This is a genomic window from Cognatundibacterium luofuense (assembly GCF_018139685.1).
Classification (GTDB): Bacteria; Pseudomonadota; Gammaproteobacteria; order Burkholderiales; family Burkholderiaceae_D; genus Undibacterium; species Undibacterium luofuense.
In genome coordinates, this window is record NZ_JAGSPN010000014.1 from 92,802 (window position 1) to 119,147 (window position 26,346).

The window sequence follows — 26,346 nt, forward strand, 5'->3', positions numbered from 1 at the left end:
ATCTTACGATTCCGGCATTTTCAGACTGAGATTACTTGAATTTGTAATCCGCTGTGAGCATGAAATAACGACCTACAGTGCTGTGCAGAGAAGATGCTGCCACTGCCTGAGCAGATGTTGCGCTCGGTGCAAATGGTGGCATCGTGTCAAACAGGTTGCGGATCGCAAAGCTGAGCTTCAGGTTTTTCATCAGGCCGCTGTAGCTGCCGCCCAGATTGACCGTGGTGAACGAAGCAATATTACCGCACAGGTTTGCGTAACCCTGTTGTTCAAACGTACATGGCTGTGTGAAGTCATCTTTCGCAGACATTTTGCCGACGTAGTTAACGTCAGCAGACAAACGCCATGCTGCTTTTTCCCAGGCCAGGCCCATGGTTGCCATTACTCGTGGCTGACCACGGCTACCAGCATACTCAATCTGCTCACTTTCCGGTGCCGGTGCAGTTTTATAAGAATGGTTATATGTGACGCTCAGACTTGGGTTGAAACGACCATACTCACCACCGTTGAAGTGACCATTCATAGTCAGATCAACGCCACGTACACGGGTTTGTGCCAGATTCGTCAGCAACAAACGAACATTGGTGATTTCACCGGCTGTTGCACCAGCTGCAGCATCAGCAGCCGACAATGGATCACGGGTAATCACTGCCGCAGAGTTACCTGCATAACGGCCTGGATTAGACAGAACAGTTGCCAGATCGAATGTTGTGATCTCGTCTTTACGCTTGATTTGCCAGAAATCCAGTGTTGCATCGAACCATTTTGTCGGTTCCCAGACCAGACCCAGTGTGAAGCTGTCAGCTGTTTCCGGTTTCAGACCAGGGTTAGAGCCACTTTCGTAAGCACTGCTCCATTGGCACCCAGCAGTGAACTTATCGTTACAACGTGCAGGATCGCGATAGGACAGGAAGGCTTTTTTGATCTGTGTGGAGTTTTCCACCAGTGTCGGTGCACGGAAGCCTGTCGCATACGTACCACGTACCAGCAACGTAGGATCAGCATTCCATTTCAAACCCAGTTTTGGTGTGGTTGAGCTACCGTAGTCTGAGTAATTGTCGTAACGCACAGCAACCGATGCTTCCAGATTTTTCAACAGTGGCGCATTCATTTCTGTGTAGAAAGAGCCAATGTTACGGCCACGGCGATAGCCTGGCTCAGCCTGTGCCCAGTGATACAGCTCACCGGCTACAGCCAGATCAGCAGGCGTGACTTCCAGTGTTTCGCGACGGGCTTCCACACCAAACGCAGCAGACAACGGACCTGCTGGCAATTGAAGCAGGTCGCCGCTCAGTTTGCCATCCCACAGATACATGCCGGATTTGAAGTTGCTGGCAGCGTCAGTCACGATTTTGCTCAGCAGTGCAGCATTGTTTGCAGACTGACCAAACAGGAAAGTACCGTCTTTGTATGCTTGAATAAACGGTGTTTTCAGGATACCGGAAGTCGCTTTGGAATCCACTTTACTGGTGTTGACCATGAACGCGGTTTCCCAGTCCCAGCTCTTATAGCTGCCTTTAACACCAGCCAGATAGCGTGAGAACAGCGTTGTATTCGTCAGACCCTGACCAGGGAAGTCGCTCAGGGATGCACGGACACGCACTGTGCCGTTACCGCCTGCCAGCGTTTTACCTGTGACCGGATCAATCAGGTCTTTCGGATACTGCGGATGGTTGATCGGCAGCGCTGGGGTATCGAGTCCGTTCTGACCTGCGAACCAGTGTGGCACACCGGAAATCTGCGCCTTGTTCTGGTTAATCATGACTTCAGCAAATGCTTCCGTGTCAGCATTGATCTGCCATGTACCACGGCTGGTCAGACCGACGCGGTCAGTATTACCTGCGGAATTATATTTACTGTCTTTCAGATCATCGTAAACGCAGACGCTACCCATGGAGTTTGCGCCGAATACGGTTGATGCAGGAACCAGATTATTTGCCGGGCAGTTTGCATCCAGTGTACGCGCTACAAATTTACCGGTCGCTTTGTCCGTCCAGTACAGGTTACCAGGATAGGTGTAAATCGAACGGTTATCTTTATAGCCCCATGGACGCAGGTCTTCTGTGCTCAGATAGCCATCACGCTTGTTGATGTACATCGGTTTCACCTGACGTACATCCAGTGTTGCGTACACATTGTAGTGATCTTCGACCAGGCTACCGAAACCATAACTCGCGCTGGCGCGGTATTGCTCACCGTCATTACGCTCCGAACGGCCAACAGAGCCAGTCACTGCCGCGCCCTGATAGTTGTTGCGCAGAATGATGTTAACCACACCTGCCATCGCTTCAGAACCGTAAATCGCGGATGCACCGTCTTTCAGAATTTCAATACGCTCAACAGCACCGATCGGTACGGAGTTCAGATCAACGAAAGTTGTCTGATATTCTGGCTGGGCATAAGCTGCCAGACGACGGCCGTTGATCAGCACCAGGGTTGCCTGGCTACCGATACCGCGCAGGTTCAGACCGGCTGCGCCAGCGGTAAAACCGTTAGTACGGTTTTCATCAATACCACCTATATTGGCAGATACGCCGCGCAAAACATCATTCAGCGACGTTGCACCGCCACGTACCAGTTCTTCTTTAGAGATGACCTGTACTGGCGACGCCGTTTCGATGTTCACACGTTTGATGTTGGAACCGGTAATTTCAACACGCTGAACCGGCGCGTTTTCATTCTTTTTAGACTCCTCCTGTGCTTTTACTTCCTGAGCAAAAGCAGCCGTAGTCATCGTACAGAATCCTATGCCTGCCAGCGCAAGCGTCAGACGACTCAGTTTCATGGATAACCTTTCTTATCGTTATATACACATTTTTTTGGCTGACAGGCGCACTATCTCCATCACCCGTGCCTGTAAAAACCGGCACAGCGACTGCCTGGTTTTCAGTCGCAGCCGTGCCGGAAAAATGATTATCTAACGTTACGTTTTGTTACTCGCCAATTTTTTTTCGAGCACATCAATCATTGCCCGCAAGAAAGTTGGTTGAAACTGAGTTTTATTCTGACAAAAAGAATAAAATTCCGCTCAAAATCTTAATATATTAAATAAACCCTGAATTTTTGCGATGTTTATGTCTTTTTATGCAATTAAATTAATGTACGGAAATATGTTGTATTTACACATAAATAAGCATATCTTTTTTTTAACTAATTTCAAAAAGGCATAATTTTTTACATGATTTGAGCTTGATCAGCCACTAACCACGCGGATGATGCTCTGCATGTAACTGCTTCAGACGCTCTCTGGCAACATGGGTATAGATCTGTGTGGTGGTGATATCTGCATGGCCCAGCAAGAGCTGTACTACGCGCAGATCCGCACCATGATTCAGCAAATGGGTGGCAAATGCATGGCGCATGGTATGCGGAGAAAGATGTTGTGCAATTCCGGCTTTCAACGCATGTTTCTTAATCAGCACCCAGAACATCTGACGCGTCATAGGTCCGCCGCGCTGCGTTACAAACAAAGCATCGGAAACCTGACCCTGCAGGATTGCAGGCCGGCTTTCACTGAGGTAACGTTCAAGCCAGCTGCCAGCATGCTCACCAAAAGGTATCAGGCGTGTTTTTCCGCCTTTGCCGGTCACGCGCAGCACATTCTCTTTCAGACTGATTTCCGTTGTCTTCAGTTGCACCAGTTCACTGACACGCAAACCGCTCGCATACATCAGCTCCAGCATCGTGCGGTCACGCACACCCAGCGGAGATTCATCGGGAGCATTCAGCAGTGCTTCCACAACGTCTTCGCTCATGATTTTCGGAATACGCAAACCCTGACGGGCCGATTTCAGACGAAGACAAGGATCATCCTGAATGTGCTGTTCGCGCAGCAACCATTGATAAAAGCGTTTGACTGAACTCAGCCTGCGGTTGGCAGAGCTTGGTTTTGCTTCTGCATTTCTTTCCTGCAGATATCCGCTGATCTGATCAGGTGTTGCCTGCACCAGCGATGATGCATCGTTTTGCTGCAACCAGGCTGCAAACTGAAACAAATCCGTGCGGTATGCATCAATGGTATTTTTTGCCAGTCCCTCTTCCAGTAACAACATATCGCAAAATGCGTCCAGCGTTTGCTGCCAGTTATCCGCCAGCGTGATACTGACTTCGGGATAGCGACTCACCAGCTTGCTCCTTCATGCTGCAATAGCCAGCGTTTTACGCCGACATGAAATCCGGCATCCAGATCGCTGCCGGCAAAACCACCGATTCCGCTGGCGCTGATCACCCTGTGACAAGGAATTACCAGCGGAAACCAGTTTGCGCCACAAGCCTGACCAACCGCCCGCGGTGCTGAACGTAATTGCTTTGCGACCAATCCGTAAGTCAGTACCTCTCCTCGCGGAATTGCCGCAATTGCCTGCCATACCTTTTGCTGAAAACCGGTGCCAACACTTGCCAGCGGTAAGTCAAACCGGAAATCCGGATCAGCAAGATACCTTAGCACCTGTATAGCAACTCGCTCAGTAAGAGCATCTGCAGGCGATTTTTCCCGGTACGATGGTGGCAGGTAGCACAGCTCCAGCACTTCGCCCGCTGCTGTTCGTACGCCGACACCACCGAAAGGTGCAGCAACCACAGCCTGAAACAGCGCATCATTCAAGTCGGATCTCCAAAAGAAAAAAGGCGCATCCCAGGATGCGCCTTTAAATTATATGCGTACTTCCGAGCCATTTTATTGCTGGCTTTCTGAAAGCACGTGTCTCCTCTGTGTACGGTATGAATACCGTTTTCTCGCACTACCGCCTTGTAAATCTGTACAGCAAATTCCGAACTTGCGCAAATATAGCACGGCGACTAACGGTAGACAAAAAAAACTACGTGTTACTACGGATCGCAGACACATCTTGTTGTGGAATTGTAAAAACAACCCTGAATCCGGGAATTTATGTTATGCGATTACCGCTTCATTTTTGCCCGGACTCATCGCGTGCATTCTGTGTCTCACGATTAATATCCCGCAACAAATCTGCGCCTACACGTAACTCCATTTCACGTTGAACCGGCATCAGAGCACGCTGCCACTCCGCTTTTTCAGAGCGTCCCGGGTAATACACCTGCAGCCCCGGCATCGCTTTCAGCGCATCCAGTGCCTGGTCATTTTCCTGTTGCGCAATATCATTTGCATAACGGGTTGCGGCCTTCATCGCCGCTTCCAGCTCAAAACGGATATCTGCAGGCAGACTTTCCCAGAATTTTTTATTCACGATGACTGCGTAACCAAGATAACCGTGATTTGTGACAGTGATGTACTTTTGCACCTCAAACATCCGTTGCGTCAGCAAATTGCTGGGCGGATTTTCAGTCGCATCTGCAGCACCAGTTTTCAGTGCCTGATACACCTCTGCAAAATTCGTCACCTGAGGACTTGCCCCCAACGCCCTTGTCTGCGCGTCAAGTACTTTGGAAGCCTGAATACGGAATTTAAGACCGCGCATATCTGCCGGCGTTTTTACCGGACGATTTGCGGAAATGACTTTAAATCCGTTATCCCAGTAAGCAAGACCGATAATCCCTTTGGGTTCCAGCTTACGCAAAAGACTACGTCCGGCCCTGCCCTCAGTGACCGCGTGCAAAGCCTGTTTATCCGGAAACAGAAAAGGAATATCAAATGCTTCGAATTCCTTGATACCGAGAGGGCCGAATTTTGCAAGCGACGGCGCGAGCATCTGAACTGCACCCAGCTGTAAGGCTTCAAGCTCTTCCCTGTCTTTATACAGCTTACTGTCAGGATAAATATCGACCCTGACCTTGCCACGAGTAGCTTTTTCCGCGAGTTGCTTGAAACGTTCGGCTGCCATGCCCTTTGGCGTGTCTGCGGCAACAACATGGCTGAACTTAATGACAATCGGTGATTGTGCATACACGGCAGGTGACAGCACCATTGCAGCCAGAATCAGTCGGCGCATCAGTTTGCCCTGCATGACATTCCCCTTTTTTATTTGATTTCACTGAACGCGGTGAGAAAAAGCAATTCTGACCGGATATTTATGGCGCGCTTTCAGACCAGCCATGGGTTGCGATTTTCGCATGTGGATAAGACTTTGACAGCGGGAAAAAGTTCGGATCATTATTGGGCGCCCCACCGATCAGATGCAAGTGTGGAAATCCACTAGGCAACCATTTTCACTGCACAGGAAAGCACCTGCCTCCTCGGAAGAACTGAAGTTTTCTGATTGTAAAGAGAATGTCCCACTGTTGCCCTCATACCATGACCCGCATTCCGGACATACGAAGACCTGATCAATCAGGGTAAGATGCTGGCATTCATTCATTTCGCTTCTGTTCCGTCCTGATGCTGACCAAATACGCCAACTGGCCTGCACAAAAATGGCGCTGGATTATGCCTATCCTGCTGCTGTCTTTGTTTCTGGCTACCCTGATCTGGCTGCCCTGGCAGGCACAGCGCATGGAAGCCAATGAGCGGCAGGAACAGTTAATTGCAGATACCTTATGGGTCGAGCAAACGATTATGTTTCAGCTCAACCGCAACGATGAGGTGGTTCGCCAGATCGGCGCGGATATCGTGAATCTTGGCATCAGCCCTGAACAGGTTCTCGAGCGATTCCGCCAGATACTGAGCAATAACCGCGAAGTGTCGCGTCTGAGCTGGCAGGACCCGAATGAACAAATTCTGGTCACCACAGAAAAAGGGGCGGATGGCCTGATGCGCCGACCGAAGCCTGCCATCATTACGTCCAGTCTGTTCGAAATCGACCGGAAAACCCGCTGTTTTCAGCCTGCACTGGATACCGAACAGCAAATGAACAGCTACCTGATCAGTTGCCAGATTCCCTTGTACCGGCAAAACCGCCATTACGGCAGTATCGTCATCAGTTATTTTGCAAACGGATTACTGGACGAGCTGATCCCCTGGTGGTTTGCTCAGGAAAATCAGGTCTCGATTGTCGATAACGATGAGACCATCTATGCAACACGCACCGCAGGTGGTATCGGTAAAAATGTCTACAGCCACAACCGGGCACTTGAATTACCTGGACTGAGTCTGGTTCTGCGGACCAACAGTATTAAGGCGGAACCTAAAATTCTGTCGAATATGCTGGTGGTTACGGTAATTCTGCTGTCGGTTGGTCTGATCTGGAGCTTGCTGGCACTGTGGCGTGACATCAATCGCCGTCTCGCCGCTGAAGGTGCGTTACGCCAGCAGCTGATTTTTCGCAGTGCCATGGAAAACTCGCTGGTCACTGGGTTACGGGCCCGCGATATGCAGGGCCGGCTGACCTATGTTAATCCGGCCTTCTGCAAAATGATCGGCATTCCGGCTGAGGAGTTAATAGGCCGCATTCCCCCTATGCCTTACTGGGCGCCGGAAGCATATGAAGAATATGAAGAACGCTATCGTCAGTTGCTGAGCGGCACTGTGCCGGCTGAAGGTTTTGAAACTGTCTATCAGCACACAGACGGCACGCGTATTCCCGTGCTGATTTACGAATCTCCGCTGATTGATGAAACCGGTCAGCAAGCGGGCTGGATGAGTTCGATTCTGGACATATCCGAGTTACGTCACGCACAGGAACTGACACGCCAGCAGGAAGAAAAACTCCACGTCAGCGCAAAACTGGCCACAATGGGGGAACTTGCGTCAATGCTGGCTCACGAACTGAATCAGCCACTGGCGGCGATTTCCAGCTACACCACTGCAACCTCGAATATGCTGGAATCCGGTGAGCAGGACCGCAGCTTACTCCGCAGCGCACTGGAAAAAATCAATGCGCAGGCACAGCGTGCAGGGCAAATCATACGCAGCGTCTATGACGTCGTGAAAAAACGCGAGCCTGCGCGTCAGCTGATACAGATTCAGCAAGTGATTCAGAATGCGATGCCTCTGATTGAGCTACAAGCGCAGGCGATTCGCGTGCCCGTCCATTATGATATTGCGACGGATTTGCCGCCGATCATGGCTGACCCGGTACTGCTGGAGCAGGTACTGCTGAATCTGAGCAGAAATGCGGTTGAAGCCATGCACAGTACTGCACCTGCCCGGCGCCAGCTGCAAATCCATGCGTCTTACCATACCGAACGCAAGGAAGTGGTTATTCAAATGACGGATCGCGGTCACGGTATTTCCGAAGAAGTTGCTGCCCGACTGTTCTCACCATTTTTCACAACAAAAAGTGCCGGCATGGGGATGGGTCTCAATATCTGCCGTACTGCGATAGAATTTCACGGCGGACGGCTGACACACGGCCCGAACCCTGAAGGCGGCACCATATTTCGCATCAGTCTGCCAGCTCATCAGGAAATCTGACACCGGGCGTTACCGCACAACGAAAGAACTGGAGTATGCATGTTACACATCATTGATGATGAAGAAGTTATCCGCGATTCTCTGTCCTGGCTGGCGCGGTCGCGAAAAATTCCGGCTACAGGCTATGCGAGCAGCGAACAGTTTCTCAGCACGCTGGAAAACCAGTTCAGTTTCGATCGTGACGGCGACTGTATTTTGCTGGATGTACGTATGCCGGGACTCTCAGGCATCAGTCTTTTTGACGCCTTGTCTGCAAAAAAACTGACGCGACGCCTGCCTGTGATTTTTCTGACCGGCCACGGTGATGTACCGATGGCAGTTGATAGTCTGAAACGCGGCGCGTTTGATTTTTTTGAAAAGCCGTTTAATGATAACAAGCTCATGGACCGCGTCCTCGAAGCACTCGCTTCCTCTCGCGAAGCCGGCGCAACGGCGCAGATTCACGACCGGCTGGCAAGTTTATCGAGCCGGGAACGTGAAGTACTTGACCTGATTTTGCTAGGAAAAATGAACAAAGTTATTGCAGATGAACTGGGTATCAGCATGCGTACCGTTGAAGTTCACCGCGCTCATATTTTCGACAAAATGCAGGTAAAAACTGCTGTTGAGCTTGCAGGCATGCTCAAGTAAATACCACAAACTTCTCCGTTTAGCGCCAACCCGCAGTCATTGCGGGCGCCGCCGTTTTCTTGATTGTTTTCCATGTCCGTCTTCCATTTACTGGTACCTGATTTCAGCTTAATCATGCTCGGTTTTTTACTGAGTCGTTACGGTAACTTCGGCGGCCATTTCTGGAGCGGTGTGGAAAAACTGGTGTACTTCATTTTATTTCCGGCTTTACTGTTTTACACCACTGCAAAAACACAATTTGATTTTCATGCCACTGGCAAACTGCTGATAACAGGTGTGCTGACCACCTTCGCGGCAATTGTGCTTGGCTCTGTATGCCGGTTTATTTTTTTCAATCCCGGCAAAACTTTTGTATCCGGCGTACAGACTGCCTTCCGGTTTAATTCTTACATCGCACTTGCGGTGGCATCACGCATTGCTGGTGAGCAGGGAACGGCACTGATGGCATTGCTGATTGGTTTTCTGGTGCCGGTTTGCAATATCGCCGCCGTTTTTGCGCTGGCTCGTAACAGCGGACGCTTACTGAAAGAAATCGCCAGCAACCCGCTGGTGGTTGGCACAGCCTCTGGCGTCGCATGTAGTCTTGCTGGTATCACCTTGCCAGATGATCTGAGTGCGACACTGTCACGACTTGGTAATGCCTCGATTGCGATGGGCTTGCTGGCTGTCGGCGCAGGCCTTCGGCTCTCCGCCCTGCACGAAGCGCGCGGCCTGGCCACTGGTTTTCTGGCGATTAAATTACTGATTGCTCCTGCAATCGGCCTGTTGCTTGGCACCTGGCTGCAATTACCCTTACTGCAATTGCAAATCGCCGTTCTGTTTTGTGCATTACCAACGGCATCCAGCGCTTATGTACTGGCAGCCCGGATGGGAGGTAATGGACCTTATGTCGCTTTTCTGATTTCCGCCAGCACACTGTTATCAGCACTGACACTGCCCGTGTGGCTACATCTGGTGCAAATTTAACCGGATTGCAAATGCTGCTCCAGAGCCCATTGCACATGCTCTCTGACCAGCTCTGACGGGTGATCAGTACGCGCCTGCAACGCCGCCACCATACGCGGATCGCCACGCATAGAAACAGCTGCATTTCCAAGGCCCACCGCCAGATTGCGTAACCAGCTTTCGTAACCGATACGGCGCACCGGACTGCCCTCAAAATGACGCAGGAATTGTTCTTCGCTCCAGCCAAACAAATCGGTCAGCGTCACATTGTCCAGGCTGTGGCGCACGTCGAAATCGCTGACTACCGCCTTTTGTGCAAATTTATTCCACGGACAAGCCAGCTGACAATCATCACATCCGTAAATGCGGTTGCCAATCAGAGGGCGCAATTCCAGTGGAATCGCTACACCGGACTCTATCGTCAGATATGAAATGCAGCGCCGCGCATCGACCTGATACGGTGCGACAATCGCACCGGTCGGACAAGCATCAATACAAGCGTGGCACTGACCACAATGCGCAGCACCGCTGTCATCGACAGGCAAGGCTAAGTCCGTAAATATTTCACCCAGAAAAAACATCGAACCGGCATCACGGTTCAGCAGCAGCGTATGTTTGCCGCGCCAGCCCAGACCGGAGCGCGCCGCCAGCGCAACTTCCATCACCGGCGCTGAATCCGTAAATACCCGATGTCCGAACGGCCCCGTCACGCTGGCGATCTTATCTGCCAGCTGCTGCAAACGCTGACGCAATACTTTGTGATAATCCCTGCCGCGTGCATAAACAGAAATCACCGCCTGTGACGCATCATTCTGCCGCGCACGCTCACGTTCACGCCAGCCCTGATCGCCGGGCAGATAATCCATACGCAGACTGAGTACGCGTATCGTCCCCGGCACCAGTTCCGCCGGACGGGCGCGCTTCATGCCGTGACTTTCCATATAATGCATATCGCCGTGATAACCGGCATCCAGCCAAGCCTGCAAACCAGGCTCATGAATGCTGAGATCGGTATCACTGACAGCCACACCGGAAAACCCGAGCTCACAGCTCCACTGCCGGATTTGCAGCATCAGCGCCTGCAATTGTTCAGCATTCAGCGACATGCAAACGCTCCGGTTTTCCACACGTTTTGGTGGCGATATGCTAAGGTTAAAAACATCATTCAGGATTCATGCAGCAACAAATGTCACATTATAAGACCACATTACCGGACGAAGCCGCGACGCAGGCGCTGGGCAAACAAATGGCTCGTGTTTTACAGCCGGGTATGACTGTTTTTCTGCACGGCGACCTCGGCGCAGGAAAAACCTGCCTGACCCGTGCACTGATTCATGCCGCCGGTTACAGCGGCCATGTCAAAAGTCCGACGTACACGCTGGCAGAACCCTATCAGGTAACGCTGCAAAATAAACCTGCGAGCATCATGCACTTTGATCTGTACCGTATGGGCAGTCCGGAAGAATTTCTGGATGCAGGTTTCCGCGAAGAATTTCATGCCGGTCAGGTTTGCATCGTAGAATGGCCGGAAAAGGCCGATGGTGTCCTACCGGAACCGGATATCGAACTGTTTCTGCGCATCGCTGCACACGGCCGTGAGGTAGAATTGCGGGCGTTGTCTGATAAAGGGTTTGCATGTCTCGCTTCACTCCAGTTCGCCCCGGTACTGTGACCAAGGCTCTGGCCTCTTCGCAGTTACCTTCCCGCCGCCGTACTTTTTTACAAGCCGGCGGTACTTTGCTGTTATCTGTTTTATTACCTCAGACTGCGCATGCGGCGCGGATTCTGGCGGTTCGGGTGTGGCCTGCGGAAGACTATACCCGCGTTACGCTGGAAAATGACAGTGAACTGAAGACGACCCATTTTCTGGTCAAAAATCCGGACCGGCTGGTAGTGGATATTGAAGGTCTGGAACTGAATGCGACACTGAAAGAACTGGTCGCTAAGATTCAGTCGAATGACCCTTATATCCGGCAAGTCCGGGTCGGCCAGAATAAACCTACTGTGGTGCGACTGGTGTTTGATCTGAAGGAAGAAGTCAATCCTCAGGTATTTACCCTGCAACCAGTGGGCAACTACAAACACAGGCTGGTGTTCGATTTGTATCCGGTGAATCCTCCGGATCCGCTGGCAGCACTGATAGAGCAATCCTCGCAGGACAAACCCGCAGCGATTGCCTCATTGCCCCCGGCTTCAAATTCGGCCTCAAGTCCGGCTTCAGGCACAAGCTCTGCGTCTTCCGTTCAGCCTGTGGAAAAGCCGGAAATCAAAGCACCGGTGAAGACCGAAGAAAAACTCAGGGTTGCAGAAAAATCCGATACACCGGCAGAAAAGTCTAAGGATAAATTCGCCCACGGACGGACGATCACCATTGCGATTGATCCGGGGCATGGCGGTGAAGATCCTGGTGCGCTGGGTAAAAACGGCAGCCGCGAAAAAGACGTGGTGCTGGCAATTGCTAAGCGGCTCAAGAAGAAATTCGAACAAATCGATAACGTGCGCGTGATGCTGACGCGCGATGCGGATTATTTTGTACCGCTGAATGTCCGCGTTGAAAAAGCCCGCGCCGTGCAAGCCGATTTGTTTATGTCGGTGCATGCAGATGCCTTCGTCAACAGTGCGGCACGCGGCTCATCAGTATTTGCTTTGTCGGAAAAAGGTGCCAGCTCCACTGCTGCACGCTGGCTGGCCGATAAAGAAAATGCGGCCGATCTGATTGGTGGTATCAATATCAAAAATCACGATAAGCAACTGGCCAGTGTGCTGCTGGATTTATCAACCACAGCGCAAATCAATGACAGTCTGAAACTCGGCAAAATCGTGCTGAATGAACTGGGCGGCATCAATACGCTGCATAAGCAAGCGGTTGAGCAAGCGGGTTTTGCAGTACTGAAAGCGCCGGACATTCCTAGCATTCTGATTGAAACCGCGTTTATCTCTAATCCGGAAGAAGAAGCCCGCTTAAACGATGGCGCTTATCAGGATCAGATCGCAGAATCCGTCGTGCGCGGCGTGAAGAAATATTTCGCCAAAAATCCGCCGCTGGCGAAAAACCGTTTCGCCTGATTCTACTGATCAGAATAATTCCGCCTCAGAATCACACGCCGTGCCCGCTGCAATCCAGCGGCGCACGCGGCGACTGAACCAGCCCGACGCAGTCTGCGGCAGCCAGAACAGATAAGCATCCGGCTGCAACAACATGCCGCAGCGGTACAAGCCTGTTTCCGCATCCCATTCAAGCGCGCGGCAACGGCCTTTTCTTTGCCATAAAAACAAAAACGCCACCGGGCAAGGCTCGGCGGCGCAACACAGACCACAACCGTTACACGGTGCGCCTGTTTTTGGTTTGGCAGGTGCAGCAGAATGCAGCCACAGTATCTGACGATCAGGCGGCTCCTGCTGCGGGTTCATATCAGCTGCGCTGCATCACACGGCGCATCATTTTCCACGCTGCGCCAAGCAGAATAGGAATAATCGCAGCACCAACACCGATCAGCACGATGGCATTCAGATTTTTCTGAATGAATGGAATGTTGCCGAAGAAATAGCCGCTGAGCACCAGACTCAGAATCCACAACAAAGCACCCAGAACATTGAAGAACTGGAATGTGCGGTGTGTCATATCAGAAATACCGGCTACGAACGGCGCGAAGGTGCGGACTATCGGCACAAAACGAGCAATCACCACGGTTTTACCGCCATGCTTCTCATAGAAGTCATGGGTCTTACGAATTGCATCACGATCTATCCAGCGGTAATCTTTTTCCAGCACTTTATGACCGATCAGACTGCCGATCCAGTAATTAATGGTATTGCCGGAAATAGAAGCAATCAGCAGCAAAACGATCAGCAACCACGGATTCATTGCACCGGTTGCACAGAACGCACCGGCAATAAACAGCAGAGAGTCTCCCGGTAAAAACGGGAAAATCACAAATGCGGTTTCGCAGAACACAATTGCGAACAACACGAAATACACCAGCGTACCGTATTGTTCAATAACGGTTCCCAGCATCTTGTCGACATGCAGAACCATGTCCAGTATTTGCATTAAATCCATGTGGCGGCCTGTAGTGAAAAATCCGCCGCCATCATACACGATGAAAGCAGTGCCGCAAGCATTCCTGCAGAGCGATGCAGGGATTGCGCGCAAAGGTATAATCAGGCTATGACTTCACGATTAGCACCTGACCGCCCGATTCTGGCTTTGCCGGATCATTTAATTTCCCAGATCGCCGCCGGCGAGGTGATCGAACGCCCATCTGCCGTGGTGAAAGAATTGCTGGAAAACGCACTGGATGCGGGTGCCACGCAAGTTCAGTTACGGATAGAAGAAGGCGGCGTCAAACGCATTGCGATTACCGACAACGGTAAAGGCATCCCGCCGGATCAGTTGCCGCTGGCGCTGGCCCGGCATGCCACTTCCAAAATCCGTTCGCTCGAAGAACTGGAAACCGTCGGCACACTGGGTTTTCGTGGCGAGGCGCTGGCCTCAATTGCGTCTGTTGCCGTGCTGACCTTAACCACCCGCACCACCGATGCGCCGCACGCATGGCAAATTCAGAATGGCACTGTCAGCCCTGCTTCAGGAGCACAAGGCACAACGGTGGACGTACAGGATTTGTATTACAACACCCCGGCGCGCCGTAAATTTCTTAAATCGGAACAAACTGAATTCGGCCATTGCGCAGAAGTGGTACGAAGGATTGCACTGGCGCGACCAGATGTCAGTTTCAGCCTCAGTCATAACGGTAAAACCGTCGATCACTGGAATGTCAGCCAGCATGACAAGCGCAGTGCGCAAATTCTGGGGGACGGTTTTGCGGGTGCCCGTCTGCCGCTGGATGAAAGCGCCGGGCCTTTACGGATACAGGGTTTTGTCGGTTTACCAACCGCCTCCAAAGCCCGCGCCGATGCACAGTATTTCTATGTAAATGGCCGTTTTGTGCGCGACAAATTGCTGACCCATGCGGTCCGCGCTGCGTATCAGGATGTGCTGCACGGAGACCGTTATCCGTCGTATGTGTTATCGCTGGAACTCGATCCTGCGCTGGTGGATGTGAATGTGCATCCGTCCAAAATTGAAGTCCGTTTCCGCGACAGCCGCGCGGTACATCAGTTTGTGTTCCATGCCGTGCAGCGCGCACTGGCGCAAACCTCGGCAACCGCTCAGGGTAATGTGCCTGCGCCAGCCATGTCCGGCAATGGTGGCGCTGGAAATGGTTTGCAGGGAAACTCTCTGCCATGGATAGGCGCAAAACAAGCCAGCTTTGGTTCTGAGCTGATGCCGGTGGCCCGCCCCGCAGCAGGTGCTTACGGCAGCATGCAACAGCAATTGCGTCCGGGTGGTGTAGCGCAAAGCATGGAAAACTATGGTGCGTTATTCCGCGCACCGGAGCAGATGTCGTCTGCGCCTTCACCGAACACGCCGGTTGCAGCGCGTCCGTTACAAGGCAGTCAGCCGGTTGAAACCAGCGAAGACGACGGTGCGCCGCTGGGTTTTGCACTGGCGCAGTTACATGGTGTGTATATCCTTGCGCAAAACCGGCACGGACTGGTGCTGGTTGATATGCATGCAGCGCATGAGCGTATTTTGTACGAGCAGCTGAAAGACGCGCTGACAGAAGAAGCGATGTCCGTGCAACCATTGCTGATTCCTGTGACCTTTTATGCCGACGGTGTGGAAGTCGGTACGGTGGAAGAACATCAGGAAACCCTGAGCAAGCTGGGATTTGACATGACCGCCATGTCACCGACCACGATTGCAGTGCGTGCAGTGCCAGCCTTGCTGAAAAATGCCGATGTACAATCACTGGCACGTGATGTGCTGCGCGATATCCGCGAATTCGGCGGTTCACGTGTGCTGATCGAACGGCGCAATGAATTGCTCGGCACGCTGGCCTGTCATACGGCGGTACGCGCCAACCGGCAGCTGACCATACCCGAAATGAATGCCCTGTTACGGCGCATGGAAGAAACCGAACGCTCTGACCAGTGTAATCACGGCCGCCCGACCTGGGTGCAGCTGGCGATGAATGATCTGGATAAACTGTTTTTACGCGGCCAGTAAGGCTGCTTTGCTGACACTGATCAGTTACTGATCTGTCAGCCAACTCATTAATCTGTATGAATGCTGTTTCTGATGTAGTCAACAATTCTTCGTTTGCCCGCGCGGTAGCACTGATGGGCCCGACGGCTTCCGGCAAAACGGCGGCGGCGCTGGCGATTGCGCGCGCCCTGCCCTGCGAAATTATTTCGGTTGATTCCGCACTGGTATATCGCGAAATGGATATCGGCACCGCGAAACCGAATGCCGAAGAGCTAGCCAGCGCTCCGCATCATCTGATCGACATTATTGATCCGCGTGACGCTTACTCGGTAGCGCAATTCCGCAAGGACGCGGCACGGCTGGTACAGGAAATCCATGCACGCGGCAGACTGCCTTTGCTGGTCGGCGGCACCATGATGTATTTCAATGCACTGCGTAATGGTCTGGATGATTTGCCCGGCGCCGATCCGGCTTTACGTCAGCAACTGGATGAAGAAGCGGAACGTATCGGCGTGCCCGGGTTACATGCACGGCTGGCAAGTGTAGATCCGGTCACGGCAGCGCGGCTGGCACCGAATGACAGTCAGCGCATACAACGCGCACTGGAAGTCTGGCATTTAACCGGCAAACCAATGTCGGCGCTGCTCGCGCAGCAAGGTCCGCGCGAACCGGATTTTCCTATGCTGACGATTTCACTGGAACCGGAAGACCGCGCCGCGCTGCATGCACGGATTGCGCTGCGCTTTGATCAGATGCTGGAACAGGGCTTTATTGAAGAAGTGGAAAAGCTGCGCGCACGCGGCGATCTGCATTCAGATTTACCATCGATACGCTGTGTCGGTTACCGTCAGGTCTGGGAATATCTGGATGGCACATACAACTACGACACCATGCGCGAGCGCGGCATTATCGCAACCCGTCAGTTAGCCAAACGCCAGATTACCTGGCTGCGCTCTATGCCAGACCGGCAAGTGGTTGATGGCTTGCAGGCCGGCGCGCAGGAAGCCATCCTGCAACTGACCATGCAATATCTGCGAACTCAGCAGGCAGGCTGAACTGATGGAAACCGTTTATTTTCTGACCCAGCATGACAAAGCTGCCATTGTGGCGCCGGTGCTGGCGTCGCTGGGCTATGAAATCAGGGAAACCCGTTTTCTGGATACCGACCACCTCGGCACCTTTACCGGTGATGTGAAACGCTTTGATACGCAGGTGAATACCGCCATTGAAAAAGCACGGCTGGCAGCGCAGCATCACGGCGCACGCTTTGGTCTGGGCAGCGAAGGCAGTTTCGGGCCGGATCCGTATATGGGTGTCAGCGCATGGAATACCGAAGTGCTGGCAATCTGGGATGCCGAAAAAAATTATGCAGTTCATGCAGCAGCACAGGGACCGCTGACCAACTACGCGCAACTGGAAGCCGATACTGGCGAACAGGCATGGCAATTTGTGCAGCGTGCAGGCTTTCCTGAACATGGCATCATCGTTGGCCGGGCTGAAGAGCCGTGGTTTGATAAAGAAATCCGCGATCCCGCCATATTAAAAGCCACCATCGAAGCCATCATCGCGGAAACCGGTGCCGTCTGGCTGGAAACCGATATGCGGGCACACCGCAATCCTTCACGCCACGCGATGATACGGCAAGCGGCTGAAGCGATGGCGCAAAGACTGGCTGCGGTCTGTCCAGCCTGTCAGGCTGCGGGTTTTGGCGCGGTAGCGCTGGTACCGGGCGCTTTGTGTGAAGAATGCGGAGCCGCAACACAGGCTGCCCGTGCGCGCCGTATGGCTTGCCCGTTGTGCGGCCACAGCGAAGAACAAAGCATCCGCAACCATGTACCCGCATCGCAATGCGAAGATTGCAATCCTTGAAACAAAAAACGGATTATTCGATACGCTGAAGGTTTTTGCAGGCTAAGGCTTGACACTCGCGGGTCAAATCGTCATAATCTTGGTCTCTCGGTGATATAGCTCAGTTGGTTAGAGCACAGCACTCATAATGCTGGGGTCGGTGGTTCAAGTCCACCTATCACCACCAGATTCAAACCGCTAAGCGCGCAAGCCTTAGCGGTTTTTTGGCTTTTAGCGATCTGAATTCCCTGTCAGCCCCCCCCTTTGTCAGCCCAAAGCCAGCTGCAGAACCTGCGCAGCACAATCCCGCTCCGCGCATTGCACCGGAACGCCAAGGTCAACGCCACTGATTCCGTGCAGGCTACGCCCCCCCCCTTGCCTGCATGATTTTCCTTTACGCCTGTCAGCCATCAGACTTGCCCCGTTTTCAGCTCGAAAATGCCTCAAATGCGGTGTTCAGCACAGCACCCTGGCGGTCGTCGGCGGATTTACTGGTCGTCCGGAAATCGCAAATGACGATTTCTGCGTAATGTATTCCCTCGCCGGATCACTGCCCGTATGAGTTTTCCTGTCGCCTGACAGCGGGCATTGCGGCGAATTTGCGGTATTTTTCTCGTCAATCGCAAGCTTTACTGTTTATTCAGCGCAAACTGATAGACAGCAGCGCGTGGCTTACATATCCTTGCAATATTCCGCAGGGCAATTAACCTGCTTTTATCGGGGTTGCGATCCGGCCCGCCTTCCGGCGCTCTGATCAGGCCGCCACCCCGGTCTTGTTTTGTTATCAACGGAGTATTTCATGACCCCTGAAGAACGCGGTGTCGTTTATGGCACGGAAGATGTGCTGACCAGTCTGTGCAACTCGGTAGTCCGTGTGCTGAATGTCGCAACACAGAGCAAACTGCATTTCTCTGCCATGGTGCAGCGTATTACCAAAATCGGCCTGAAACCGGATATCGGTTGTTTCGTCTTGTTTGACGGCGGCTTTTCCGGCCTCGTGGTGCTGAATTTTGACGGTGATACCGCACTGGAAATTTACGAAAAATACATGCTGAACATGGGTATGCCGCGCTCTGAGCTGGCAACCTCATTCACCTCGGATGAAGTATCGAACATCCTCGGCGAACTGATGAATCAGATCGTCGGTGACTTCACCGGCAAAGTACGCCGTGAGCTGCAAACCAATATCACGCAAAACCAGCCTAAAATGCTGGTACTGAACAAGCAGGTGACACTGAGCGTGGATACAGCGCTGGACAAACCTGAATTCCGCCGCGTTTCCTTCTTCACAGAAAAGAACAATATCTTTTATCTGGAACTGGCGATCGACCATACCGAATTCATCAAACTGCGCGAATTTGATGCAAATGAGGTACTGGACCCGGATGCGCTGCTGGAACAGCAACAGCAGCAACCTGCAGCAGTGTCCGAGCCGGTATCGGATGCACTGGATGCGGATTCCGATGAATTGCTGCGTTCGCTCGGTATGTAATCCGATACCGATTGCACAAGCAAAAAGCAAAACGGCAGCTGCGGCTGCCGTTTTTACTTCTTTACGTTTTTACGTTTTACATTGCAGCGGATAAAAAAACGCCCGGTGAGGAGACACCGGGCGCAAACCACCTTGATATTATTGATCAGCCCGGAATCATACCGGTCAGCCAGTAAGCCTGAATCAGCGTGATGATACCGACCACCACCGCAAAGAACAGGCTGTGACGCAGCGTGAAGCGGAACAGTTCAGATTCACGGTTCACCAGACCTGTCGCGGCACAAGCCACAGCGATCGACTGCGGAGAAATCATCTTACCGGTCACGCCACCTGTGGTATTCGCAGCTACCAGCAGCGTATCGGACACGCCGATCTGATGTGCTGTGGTGTTTTGCAGTGAGCAGAACAAGGCATTCGACGATGTATCTGAACCGGTCAGGAACACACCCAGCCAGCCGAGGAAAGGCGAGAAGAATGGGAATGCTGCGCCAGTACCTGCCAGCAACAAGGCCAGCGTAGAGGACATACCAGAGTAATTGGCAACAAACGCAAACGCCAGCACCAGACCAATCGACAATACCGGACGTTTCAGTTCAACGACGGTTTCAAAGAAGGCTTTGACCGCTTCTGCCGGTTTCAGCTTCAGCAGAATGGCTGACAGAATCGCGGTAATCAGAATCGCCGTACCAACAGCAGACAACAGGTCCAGTTTCAATACCGCTTCATACGGTTTCGGGCTGGTCACAATCGGCGCGGTTTTCAGCACCAGTTTATCCAGACCGGCAACCGGGAATTTCAGTACCGTCCATGCCAGCGCACCTTTCGCCGCAAACAAATCTTTGAACGGTTTCAGGCTCCAGATGGTGACGATCAGTGTCAGCAAACCGAACGGTGCCCATGCACGAATCGTTTGTGCAGTGGAATACGGAGAAGGTTGACGGCGAACCGGTGCACCGCCACCGCCCATGCTCAGCGCTGCAGCACCGCCGCCTACAGATTGCACCTGACGGGAGGACGCAGGCTGCCAGACTTTCAGGAAACCAGTCAGACATACCAGACTGACCAGCGCGGAAGTAATATCCGGCAATTCAGGGCCGATGTAATTCGACGTGAAATACTGGGTCACGGCGAAGCTGCCACCCACCACCAGCGCTGCCGGCCAGGTTTCTCTGACACCTTTCATGCCATCCATCATCCAGACCAGCCAGAACGGTACAAACAGGGATAACAAAGGTAATTGACGGCCAGCCATCGCACCGATGTGGAAAGCGTCGATACCCGTGACCTGACCTGCAACGATAATCGGGATACCCATCGCACCAAACGCCACCGGCGCGGTATTCGCAATCAGACACAACCCGGCTGCGTACAGCGGATTAAAGCCGAGACCAACCAGCAATGCAGAGGTAATCGCCACCGGCGCACCAAAGCCTGCCGCACCTTCAAGGAAAGCGCCGAAAGCAAAGCCGATCAGCAGCATTTGCAAACGCTGGTCATCCGTAATCGACAAGACCGAAGCGCGAATCACTTCGAACTGACCGGTTTTCACGACGATTTTGTACAGGAAAACGGCGGTAATAATAATCCACGCAATCGGCCACATACCGTAAGCAAAACCGTATAAACCAGCGGCCAGCACTTGCTGCACCGGCATGCCGTAAGCAGCAATCGCAATCACCATCGCCAGCGCCAGCGTAATCGCTGCTGCTACGTGACCTTTGATACGGAAAATAGCGAGCGCGATAAAAAAGAAAATAATCGGTATCGCTGCCACCAGTGCTGACAGCCATAAGCTGCCGAGCGGTGTGTAAATCTGACTCCAGGCTTGCATTGCGTCTCCTCCTGTTAATTAATCAAATAAGATGCTTTAGCCTGACACTTCGTGACGAGTGTTGTTCAGGCTGCGGGTAATACAAAACTTATTCCGGTATGCCCTGCGCTTTCAGTAACTCCGCCAGACTGCGCGCCGCTGGTCGCAACGCGGTACGGTGGCGGGTCCAGCCTGCCTGCTGTGCCGGTGTCAGCCAGCGCAGACGTGTTACCAGCCAGCGCATGCTTTGATAGCGCCCTGGTTTCGAGTAAGCGCCGCTCCAGAATTTCCACGCCCATTTTTCGCTGCGCGAATACAGTGCGCCCTGCCCTTTCAGCGCATGGCTGACTTGCTCGTCCGGATGCCGGCTGGCTTCATTGCGCAGGCGAATCAGGAGATCGGGAATCGGAATTTTGACCGGGCAAACTTCAGCGCAGGCGCCGCACAAGGTCGAGGCGGTTGCCAGATCTGCCGTCGCATCCAGCCCCAGCAAATGCGGAGAAATAATTTTGCCGATTGGTCCCGGATACGTCGTGCCGTAAGCATGACCACCGATACGGGCATAGACCGGACAATGGTTCATGCAGGCACCGCAACGAATACATTGCAGCGTGCTGCGCAGTTGCGCATCGGCATAGGCTTGTGAGCGGCCGTTATCCAGCAGCACCAGATGCACTTCCTGCGGTCCGTCTTTTTCACCGGCGCGACGCGGTCCGGAAATCAGATTGAAATACGTGGTGATGGCCTGACCGGTGGCAGAACGGGTCAGCAGACTGGCCAGCGGTACGATGTGCGCCAGCTGCGCCACTACTTTTTCCATGCCCATCATGGCGATATGCACACGCGGAATGGTGGTCGATAAACGACCATTGCCCTCGTTTTCCACCAGCCACAAAGTACCGGTATCGGCGGCGGCAAAGTTCACACCGGACAAACCTATATCCGCATCGATGAATGCCTGGCGCAAGGCGCGGCGACCGGTCTGAATCAGGGTATCGACATCGGTGGTGTAAGCAGTATCAGGAATATGTTCACTGAACAGCTGACCGATTTCTTCTTTGGTTTTATGAATTGCAGGCATCACGATATGCGACGGCTTTTCATCGGCCATTTGCACGATGTATTCGCCCATATCGGATTCCAGGCAAGAGATTCCGTGCTGCGCCAGAAAGTGGTTCAGTTCCACTTCTTCGCTGACCATGGATTTTCCCTTGATCACTTTTTTCGCAGCGGCACGCTGTGCAATTTGCAGCACCAGTTGATTCGCTTCTGCGGCATCACGCGCCCAGTGCACTTGCACACCGTTACGTGTCAGATTCTGTTCCAGTTGTTCCAGCAATTGCGGCAGGTTTTGCAGCGCATGCTGACGCACGGCTTCGCCCAGTGTGCGTAAGGCTTCCAGCTCATTCGCATCCGGAAATTGCGCCGAGCGCTTGCCCTGCAAAAAATCCATCGCGCCACGGAAACTGCGACGCAGTTGCGGATCACTGACCGCTTCGGCAGTGCGGCTGCGGAAGTCGGCGCTGGGAACGAAATGCAGCGTTTGCGCGCTCATGCTGCACCTCCGTGACGCACTTCGTTCAGATCATCAATCAGCCAGACTTGCAGCCAGCGCGGACCATGTGCGCCAAAGGCCAGCGTCTGCTGAATATCGGACGTTTTCGACGGGCCGGAAATCATCACCAGATTCGATGGTATCGCCTCTGCCCAGTTCATAGCACGCATGGCCTGATGCATGTCGGCATATAAAGTGCTGGCATACACCAGTGCAATATGCAGTGGCGGCACCAGCGATGCAGTACGCGGTTGCTGTGGCGAAGAGCGCACGATCAGCGTACCGGTCACAGCAATACCTGCGTCAACCACGGTAAAACCGGCATCCGTCTGATGAAACAACACATCCTGCCAGTCATCAACCGTGGCCGGATAGTGACGTGTAACGATCTGCGCATCAGCCGATTGCAAAGCCACTGACAAAGCGCGGCATTCGTCGCCATCATTCGCCAGCAATAAAGATCTCACGCCACCTTGCTGACATTGCTGCGCCAGTTGCTGCGGCCAGTCCTGCACGCTTGCGCAAAATACCGTTGCCTGCAATGCCTGTAAGGCTTGCTGCATTTGCTGCAGTAATTCAGCGTGTGACACTTCTGCGCGACGTGCATCAAAATGCGCATCGATCTGCGCGCACAATGCTTCGGCTGTGTGTAAAGCCACAGGTTGCGCAGCGCCGGATGGCTGCTGGCTTACTTTGAGTTTATTCAGAATCGCATCACGGGCAGACATGGCTTATTCCTTTCCTGTCGTGCCGAACAGACGGCGGCGTAAGAAGCTGGCCATGTGTTCGATGCGTATTGGTTGCTGCTGAAATTCTGCGGTATGACGCAGATTCAGCATGCAGCCGCAATCGGCAGTGACGACGCCATCGCAACCGGTGGCACGAATCGCCGCCAGTTTGTCCTGCACCATCGCACCGGAAATATCCGGATGTTTCAGCGAAAACGTGCCGCCGAAACCGCAGCATTCGGATTCACGTACATGTTCTTTCAACGCAATGCCCGGCAGGCGGTTCAGCACTTCCACGCCATGCAAACGGGTTCCCATTTCACGGCGCGCAGCGCAGGATGTATGTAAGGCCAGATGTTCCACCGGAATGCTGTTGCTGCTTTGTGGTTGTGGCAGTGGTTGCTGCAGCACATGCAGATAAAATTCGGTCAGTTCAAACACGCGCTCAGCCAGTGCCAGTGCTTTGGCATGCCATTCCGGCTCGTCAGCAAATAAAGCCGGCCAGTGATGACGCATCATGCCCGCGCAGGAGCCGGAAGGCACAACGACCGGCCACGGTTGCGCAAACAAATCCAGCTGCGCACGCGCCACTTCTCTGGCTTGCTGCGGATTGCCGCTGCTGTAAGCGGGCTGACCGCAGCAGCTTTGTTGCTGGGGATAATGCACGCGCAAGCCTGCCTGCTGCAGTAAAAATACCGCATCGACACCGGCTTCCGGCACAAACATATCAATCAGACAGGTCCCGAACAGATACACCTGTTCCGGCACCGGCGGATAGGCACGCTGGTCCATATTGATCTCCCCCTTATTCTTTTCATCTTTGTTTGCAGGCTCTGGGCGGCTGCGAATGCGTATAATCGCAAGCGCTGAGGCTGAACGACAAATTGGTTGAACCAGTAAAGGTGAAATGCGATGAAACCCCAATCCCGCCATCCCGGACGCGCTGAAGACATCATGCGATCGCTGGAAACCGCCCTGCTGGACGGCAGCTATCCGGCGGGTTGCCGCCTGCCTTCGGAACGTCAACTTGCAGAAGAATTCGGCGTGTCACGCAATACCGTGCGCGAAGCGATACAGCGACTTGAGGCACGCAGCCTGTTGCGCGTCAAAGCCGGTGCCGGTGTGTATGCAACCAGCCATTTGCGCGGTGGTCAGTCGTCGCCGTGGAATCAGTTATTGTCCGATCATCCTGCATTGCGTCAGGACATTCTGGAATTCCGCCGCGTATTAGAAGGTGCAACCGCTTACTTTGCCGCACAACGCGCGACCGAAGCCGATAAACAAAAACTGCGCGAATTACTGGCAGAGCTGGAAGCCGCCCGTATTCGCGGCGATATGAATGCCGAAGCCAGCGCCGATGCCCGCCTGCATGAAGCGATTGCGCTGGCGTCGCACAATGTGATGTTCCTGCATCTGCAAACCAGCATGATTTCCATGCTGCGCGAACATATCACGGTGTATGGACTCGGTCTGCGTCAGCAGGATGCGGTGGTGTCTGATCAGTTATTTCTGCAGCACAAAAACGTCTGCGACATGATATGCGCCGGACGCAGCGAAGAAGCGCGTACCGCCATGCAAGCCCACATCGACTACGCCCGCAGCCGTATGCTGGAACAGCAGGAAGGTGACAACTGAAGCACTGTCGAACGCCGGAAAACTGGTTGAACCAGTTGTTATGGAAGGCAACTTTTCTGCTGTTTTTCATGCATGGTGAAGATTTTTTCACGCAAACCCCGCACAACTTTCAGCATTCCTGATCTGCAAACAACACTGTGTCACAACCTGCCCGCCCCGCCAGCGAAGCACTAGCACTCATACTCAGACCAGATACCTGCCAGCCAGTGCTGCTGTGCAAACTTCGTCATTTCACTTTTCCGGACAACCAGACTTTCTGCCGACGACCGCCAGATCGGTATGCTGAACACCGCATTTGAGGCTATTTCAGGCATTTCCGGCTGCCTGAAAGCCATTCTGCAAAAGATCACCGTTGCCGCGTCTTCGGTACAGAATGTGCGCGCACAGCGAGAAAGCATCGCTTGTTCTTTCAGTTGAGTCTGCCCGACGGAATGCGCTGTCGTCTTTTGCAGATACGGCAACATCGATACACAGTTGACATGCAAAAAAAACAAAAACTTTTTAGTACCTGAAATTACGGGCATAAACTTTGCTACAAATTGCTGGCAGACAATAGTTCTGATCAGGAGTATCCTTCTGTCGGCCCCGGCTTCCGGTGAACTCTGTCCGCCGGTCGCTGTCCAAAGCACCGTCCCCGAGCTCCGGGGCAAATCCACTTTCCTTTCCGTTCATCTCACTATGTGCATGCTGACGGCGGCAAAGGAAAACGTTTGCGCAGGATTCGGGGGTCAAGAGTGTGGAGTACTTTTAACTACTGAAATTAATAAAAACAATGACTACCGATAAACGCGTGATCGAGGAGGCGACTCTGGAGAATCTGCGGCGTACGATTTTAAGTATGTTCGCCGAAAATCCGTTTAATGATGTCGGCATCCGGCAAATTTGCCAGGAAGCCCGCGTCAGCCCTCAGACGATCTATAAATACTTTGGCAGCAAAGAAATGATGCTGTTCGCCTGCATCCGCAGCGATATGGAAAAGCTGAACAATGCTGCACTGACGGCAGCACGTAAATTCAGCAAACCTGCCGAACAGATCGAAGCCATGCTGCAGGCCTGGTGCCGTTTTTACGGCAAAAATCCTGTTGTGGCCCGTATCGTTTTCCTCAACATTCCGGTGTCTTACTGGATCAGCGAGCAGGATTCGGTGCAGATGCAAGTCTGGTCTGCCATTCGCAGCGCGATTGAAAACGGCCAGAAAGCGAAAAAAATTAACCGCGATCTGCCGGCGGATGTACTGCTGGATATGCTGATGGGCAGTCTGCACCGCATCATGGCGCGCTGGCTGACCGAAGGCAAAGGCAGCTTCAGCAAAACCAGCCAGCAAGCGGTTGGCGCTTCTATGCATTTGCTGGCCAGTTGATGAACTGATCAGCAGATACGCTGCA

Annotated in this window: 22 protein-coding genes and 1 tRNA gene; 12 read left to right on the top strand and 11 right to left on the bottom strand. The window is 53.0% G+C overall.

The genetic code is table 11. The annotated features are described in order from the left end of the window. Window positions 1–31: 31 nt before the first annotated feature. The 4 genes from KDM89_RS16515 to KDM89_RS16530 form a co-directional block, all read right to left on the bottom strand. The gene (locus tag KDM89_RS16515; RefSeq protein ID WP_212689026.1) at window positions 32–2,785 is read right to left on the bottom strand and encodes a TonB-dependent receptor; all 2,754 of its coding nucleotides are present in this window, start codon (window positions 2,783–2,785) and stop codon (window positions 32–34) included. Between the two features lie 415 nt (window positions 2,786–3,200). Further along, a complete protein-coding gene (xerD, locus tag KDM89_RS16520) occupies window positions 3,201–4,052 on the bottom strand; it encodes a site-specific tyrosine recombinase XerD (protein WP_212689056.1) in 852 nt (283 codons plus the stop codon). A 68-nt stretch (window positions 4,053–4,120) separates the two neighbouring features. Further along, complete coding sequence (locus KDM89_RS16525; RefSeq protein WP_212689027.1) at window positions 4,121–4,603, bottom strand: methylated-DNA--[protein]-cysteine S-methyltransferase; 483 nt, start codon at window positions 4,601–4,603, stop codon at window positions 4,121–4,123. A 304-nt stretch (window positions 4,604–4,907) separates the two neighbouring features. Continuing rightward, window positions 4,908–5,924 (bottom strand): DctP family TRAP transporter solute-binding subunit, encoded by a 1,017-nt coding sequence (locus KDM89_RS16530; RefSeq protein ID WP_212689028.1) that lies wholly within the window; start codon window positions 5,922–5,924, stop codon window positions 4,908–4,910. 371 nt (window positions 5,925–6,295) lie between these two features. On the opposite strand from KDM89_RS16530, the gene KDM89_RS16535 reads away from it, so the two are divergent. The 3 genes from KDM89_RS16535 to KDM89_RS16545 all read left to right on the top strand — a co-directional run bounded on the left by KDM89_RS16535 (window position 6,296) and on the right by KDM89_RS16545 (window position 9,865). Beyond that, the gene (locus KDM89_RS16535; protein ID WP_212689029.1) at window positions 6,296–8,269 is read left to right on the top strand and encodes a sensor histidine kinase; all 1,974 of its coding nucleotides are present in this window, start codon (window positions 6,296–6,298) and stop codon (window positions 8,267–8,269) included. 39 nt (window positions 8,270–8,308) lie between these two features. After that, window positions 8,309–8,899, top strand: coding sequence for a response regulator transcription factor (locus tag KDM89_RS16540; RefSeq protein ID WP_212689030.1), 591 nt, complete (start codon window positions 8,309–8,311; stop codon window positions 8,897–8,899). 72 nt (window positions 8,900–8,971) lie between these two features. Further along, a complete protein-coding gene (locus KDM89_RS16545) occupies window positions 8,972–9,865 on the top strand; it encodes an AEC family transporter (protein WP_212689031.1) in 894 nt (297 codons plus the stop codon). On the opposite strand, the gene queG is transcribed toward KDM89_RS16545, so the two are convergent. Further along, window positions 9,862–10,950, bottom strand: a complete 1,089-nt coding sequence (queG, locus tag KDM89_RS16550) for a tRNA epoxyqueuosine(34) reductase QueG (RefSeq protein ID WP_212689032.1) — start codon at window positions 10,948–10,950, stop codon at window positions 9,862–9,864. The two genes, KDM89_RS16545 and queG, sit on opposite strands and share 4 nt — an antisense overlap. 80 nt (window positions 10,951–11,030) lie before the next feature. On the opposite strand from queG, the gene tsaE reads away from it, so the two are divergent. Together tsaE and KDM89_RS16560 are read left to right on the top strand one after the other, a co-directional pair. Continuing rightward, entirely contained in the window at window positions 11,031–11,516 is a 486-nt protein-coding gene (gene tsaE, locus KDM89_RS16555; RefSeq protein WP_212689033.1) for a tRNA (adenosine(37)-N6)-threonylcarbamoyltransferase complex ATPase subunit type 1 TsaE, read from the top strand. Continuing rightward, window positions 11,480–12,910, top strand: coding sequence for an N-acetylmuramoyl-L-alanine amidase (locus KDM89_RS16560; protein WP_212689034.1), 1,431 nt, complete (start codon window positions 11,480–11,482; stop codon window positions 12,908–12,910). Before tsaE ends, KDM89_RS16560 begins: the two co-directional genes overlap by 37 nt. Window positions 12,911–12,919: 9 nt before the next feature. On the opposite strand, the gene KDM89_RS16565 is transcribed toward KDM89_RS16560, so the two are convergent. Then, window positions 12,920–13,255, bottom strand: coding sequence for a hypothetical protein (locus KDM89_RS16565; RefSeq protein ID WP_212689035.1), 336 nt, complete (start codon window positions 13,253–13,255; stop codon window positions 12,920–12,922). Between the two features lies 1 nt (window position 13,256). Then, entirely contained in the window at window positions 13,257–13,904 is a 648-nt protein-coding gene (locus tag KDM89_RS16570; protein WP_212689036.1) for a VTT domain-containing protein, read from the bottom strand. A 108-nt stretch (window positions 13,905–14,012) separates the two neighbouring features. Between KDM89_RS16570 and mutL the strand changes: the two genes are divergently transcribed. From mutL to KDM89_RS16595, 5 genes are all read left to right on the top strand, one after another. Beyond that, the gene (mutL, locus tag KDM89_RS16575; RefSeq protein ID WP_212689037.1) at window positions 14,013–15,914 is read left to right on the top strand and encodes a DNA mismatch repair endonuclease MutL; all 1,902 of its coding nucleotides are present in this window, start codon (window positions 14,013–14,015) and stop codon (window positions 15,912–15,914) included. 56 nt (window positions 15,915–15,970) lie between these two features. Then, window positions 15,971–16,948, top strand: coding sequence for a tRNA (adenosine(37)-N6)-dimethylallyltransferase MiaA (gene miaA / locus KDM89_RS16580; protein ID WP_212689038.1), 978 nt, complete (start codon window positions 15,971–15,973; stop codon window positions 16,946–16,948). Between the two features lie 4 nt (window positions 16,949–16,952). Continuing rightward, window positions 16,953–17,762 carry a DUF6671 family protein gene (locus KDM89_RS16585; protein ID WP_212689039.1) on the top strand — a complete coding sequence of 270 codons (810 nt, stop codon included), beginning with the start codon at window positions 16,953–16,955 and terminating at the stop codon, window positions 17,760–17,762. A gap of 89 nt (window positions 17,763–17,851) precedes the next feature. Beyond that, window positions 17,852–17,928: transfer RNA gene (locus KDM89_RS16590), tRNA-Met, on the top strand. A gap of 612 nt (window positions 17,929–18,540) precedes the next feature. Beyond that, window positions 18,541–19,233 (top strand): DUF3334 family protein, encoded by a 693-nt coding sequence (locus tag KDM89_RS16595; protein WP_212689040.1) that lies wholly within the window; start codon window positions 18,541–18,543, stop codon window positions 19,231–19,233. Window positions 19,234–19,378: 145 nt separating this feature from the next. On the opposite strand, the gene KDM89_RS16600 is transcribed toward KDM89_RS16595, so the two are convergent. The 4 genes from KDM89_RS16600 to KDM89_RS16615 all read right to left on the bottom strand — a co-directional run bounded on the left by KDM89_RS16600 (window position 19,379) and on the right by KDM89_RS16615 (window position 24,118). Beyond that, window positions 19,379–21,064, bottom strand: a complete 1,686-nt coding sequence (locus KDM89_RS16600) for a lactate permease LctP family transporter (protein ID WP_212689041.1) — start codon at window positions 21,062–21,064, stop codon at window positions 19,379–19,381. Window positions 21,065–21,152: 88 nt separating this feature from the next. Further along, on the bottom strand, window positions 21,153–22,598 hold the full coding sequence (locus tag KDM89_RS16605) for a LutB/LldF family L-lactate oxidation iron-sulfur protein (protein ID WP_212689042.1): 1,446 nt from the start codon (window positions 22,596–22,598) through the stop codon (window positions 21,153–21,155). Beyond that, window positions 22,595–23,326, bottom strand: a complete 732-nt coding sequence (locus KDM89_RS16610; protein ID WP_212689043.1) for a LutC/YkgG family protein — start codon at window positions 23,324–23,326, stop codon at window positions 22,595–22,597. Before KDM89_RS16610 ends, KDM89_RS16605 begins: the two co-directional genes overlap by 4 nt. A 3-nt stretch (window positions 23,327–23,329) precedes the next feature. Next, a complete protein-coding gene (locus KDM89_RS16615; RefSeq protein WP_212689044.1) occupies window positions 23,330–24,118 on the bottom strand; it encodes a (Fe-S)-binding protein in 789 nt (262 codons plus the stop codon). A 120-nt stretch (window positions 24,119–24,238) separates the two neighbouring features. On the opposite strand from KDM89_RS16615, the gene KDM89_RS16620 reads away from it, so the two are divergent. Then, window positions 24,239–24,961: a FadR/GntR family transcriptional regulator gene (locus tag KDM89_RS16620; protein WP_230427924.1), complete on the top strand. Its 723-nt coding sequence runs from the start codon at window positions 24,239–24,241 to the stop codon at window positions 24,959–24,961. A 772-nt stretch (window positions 24,962–25,733) separates the two neighbouring features. Continuing rightward, a complete protein-coding gene (locus tag KDM89_RS16625) occupies window positions 25,734–26,321 on the top strand; it encodes a TetR/AcrR family transcriptional regulator (protein ID WP_212689045.1) in 588 nt (195 codons plus the stop codon). The last annotated feature ends 25 nt before the right edge of the window (window positions 26,322–26,346 follow it).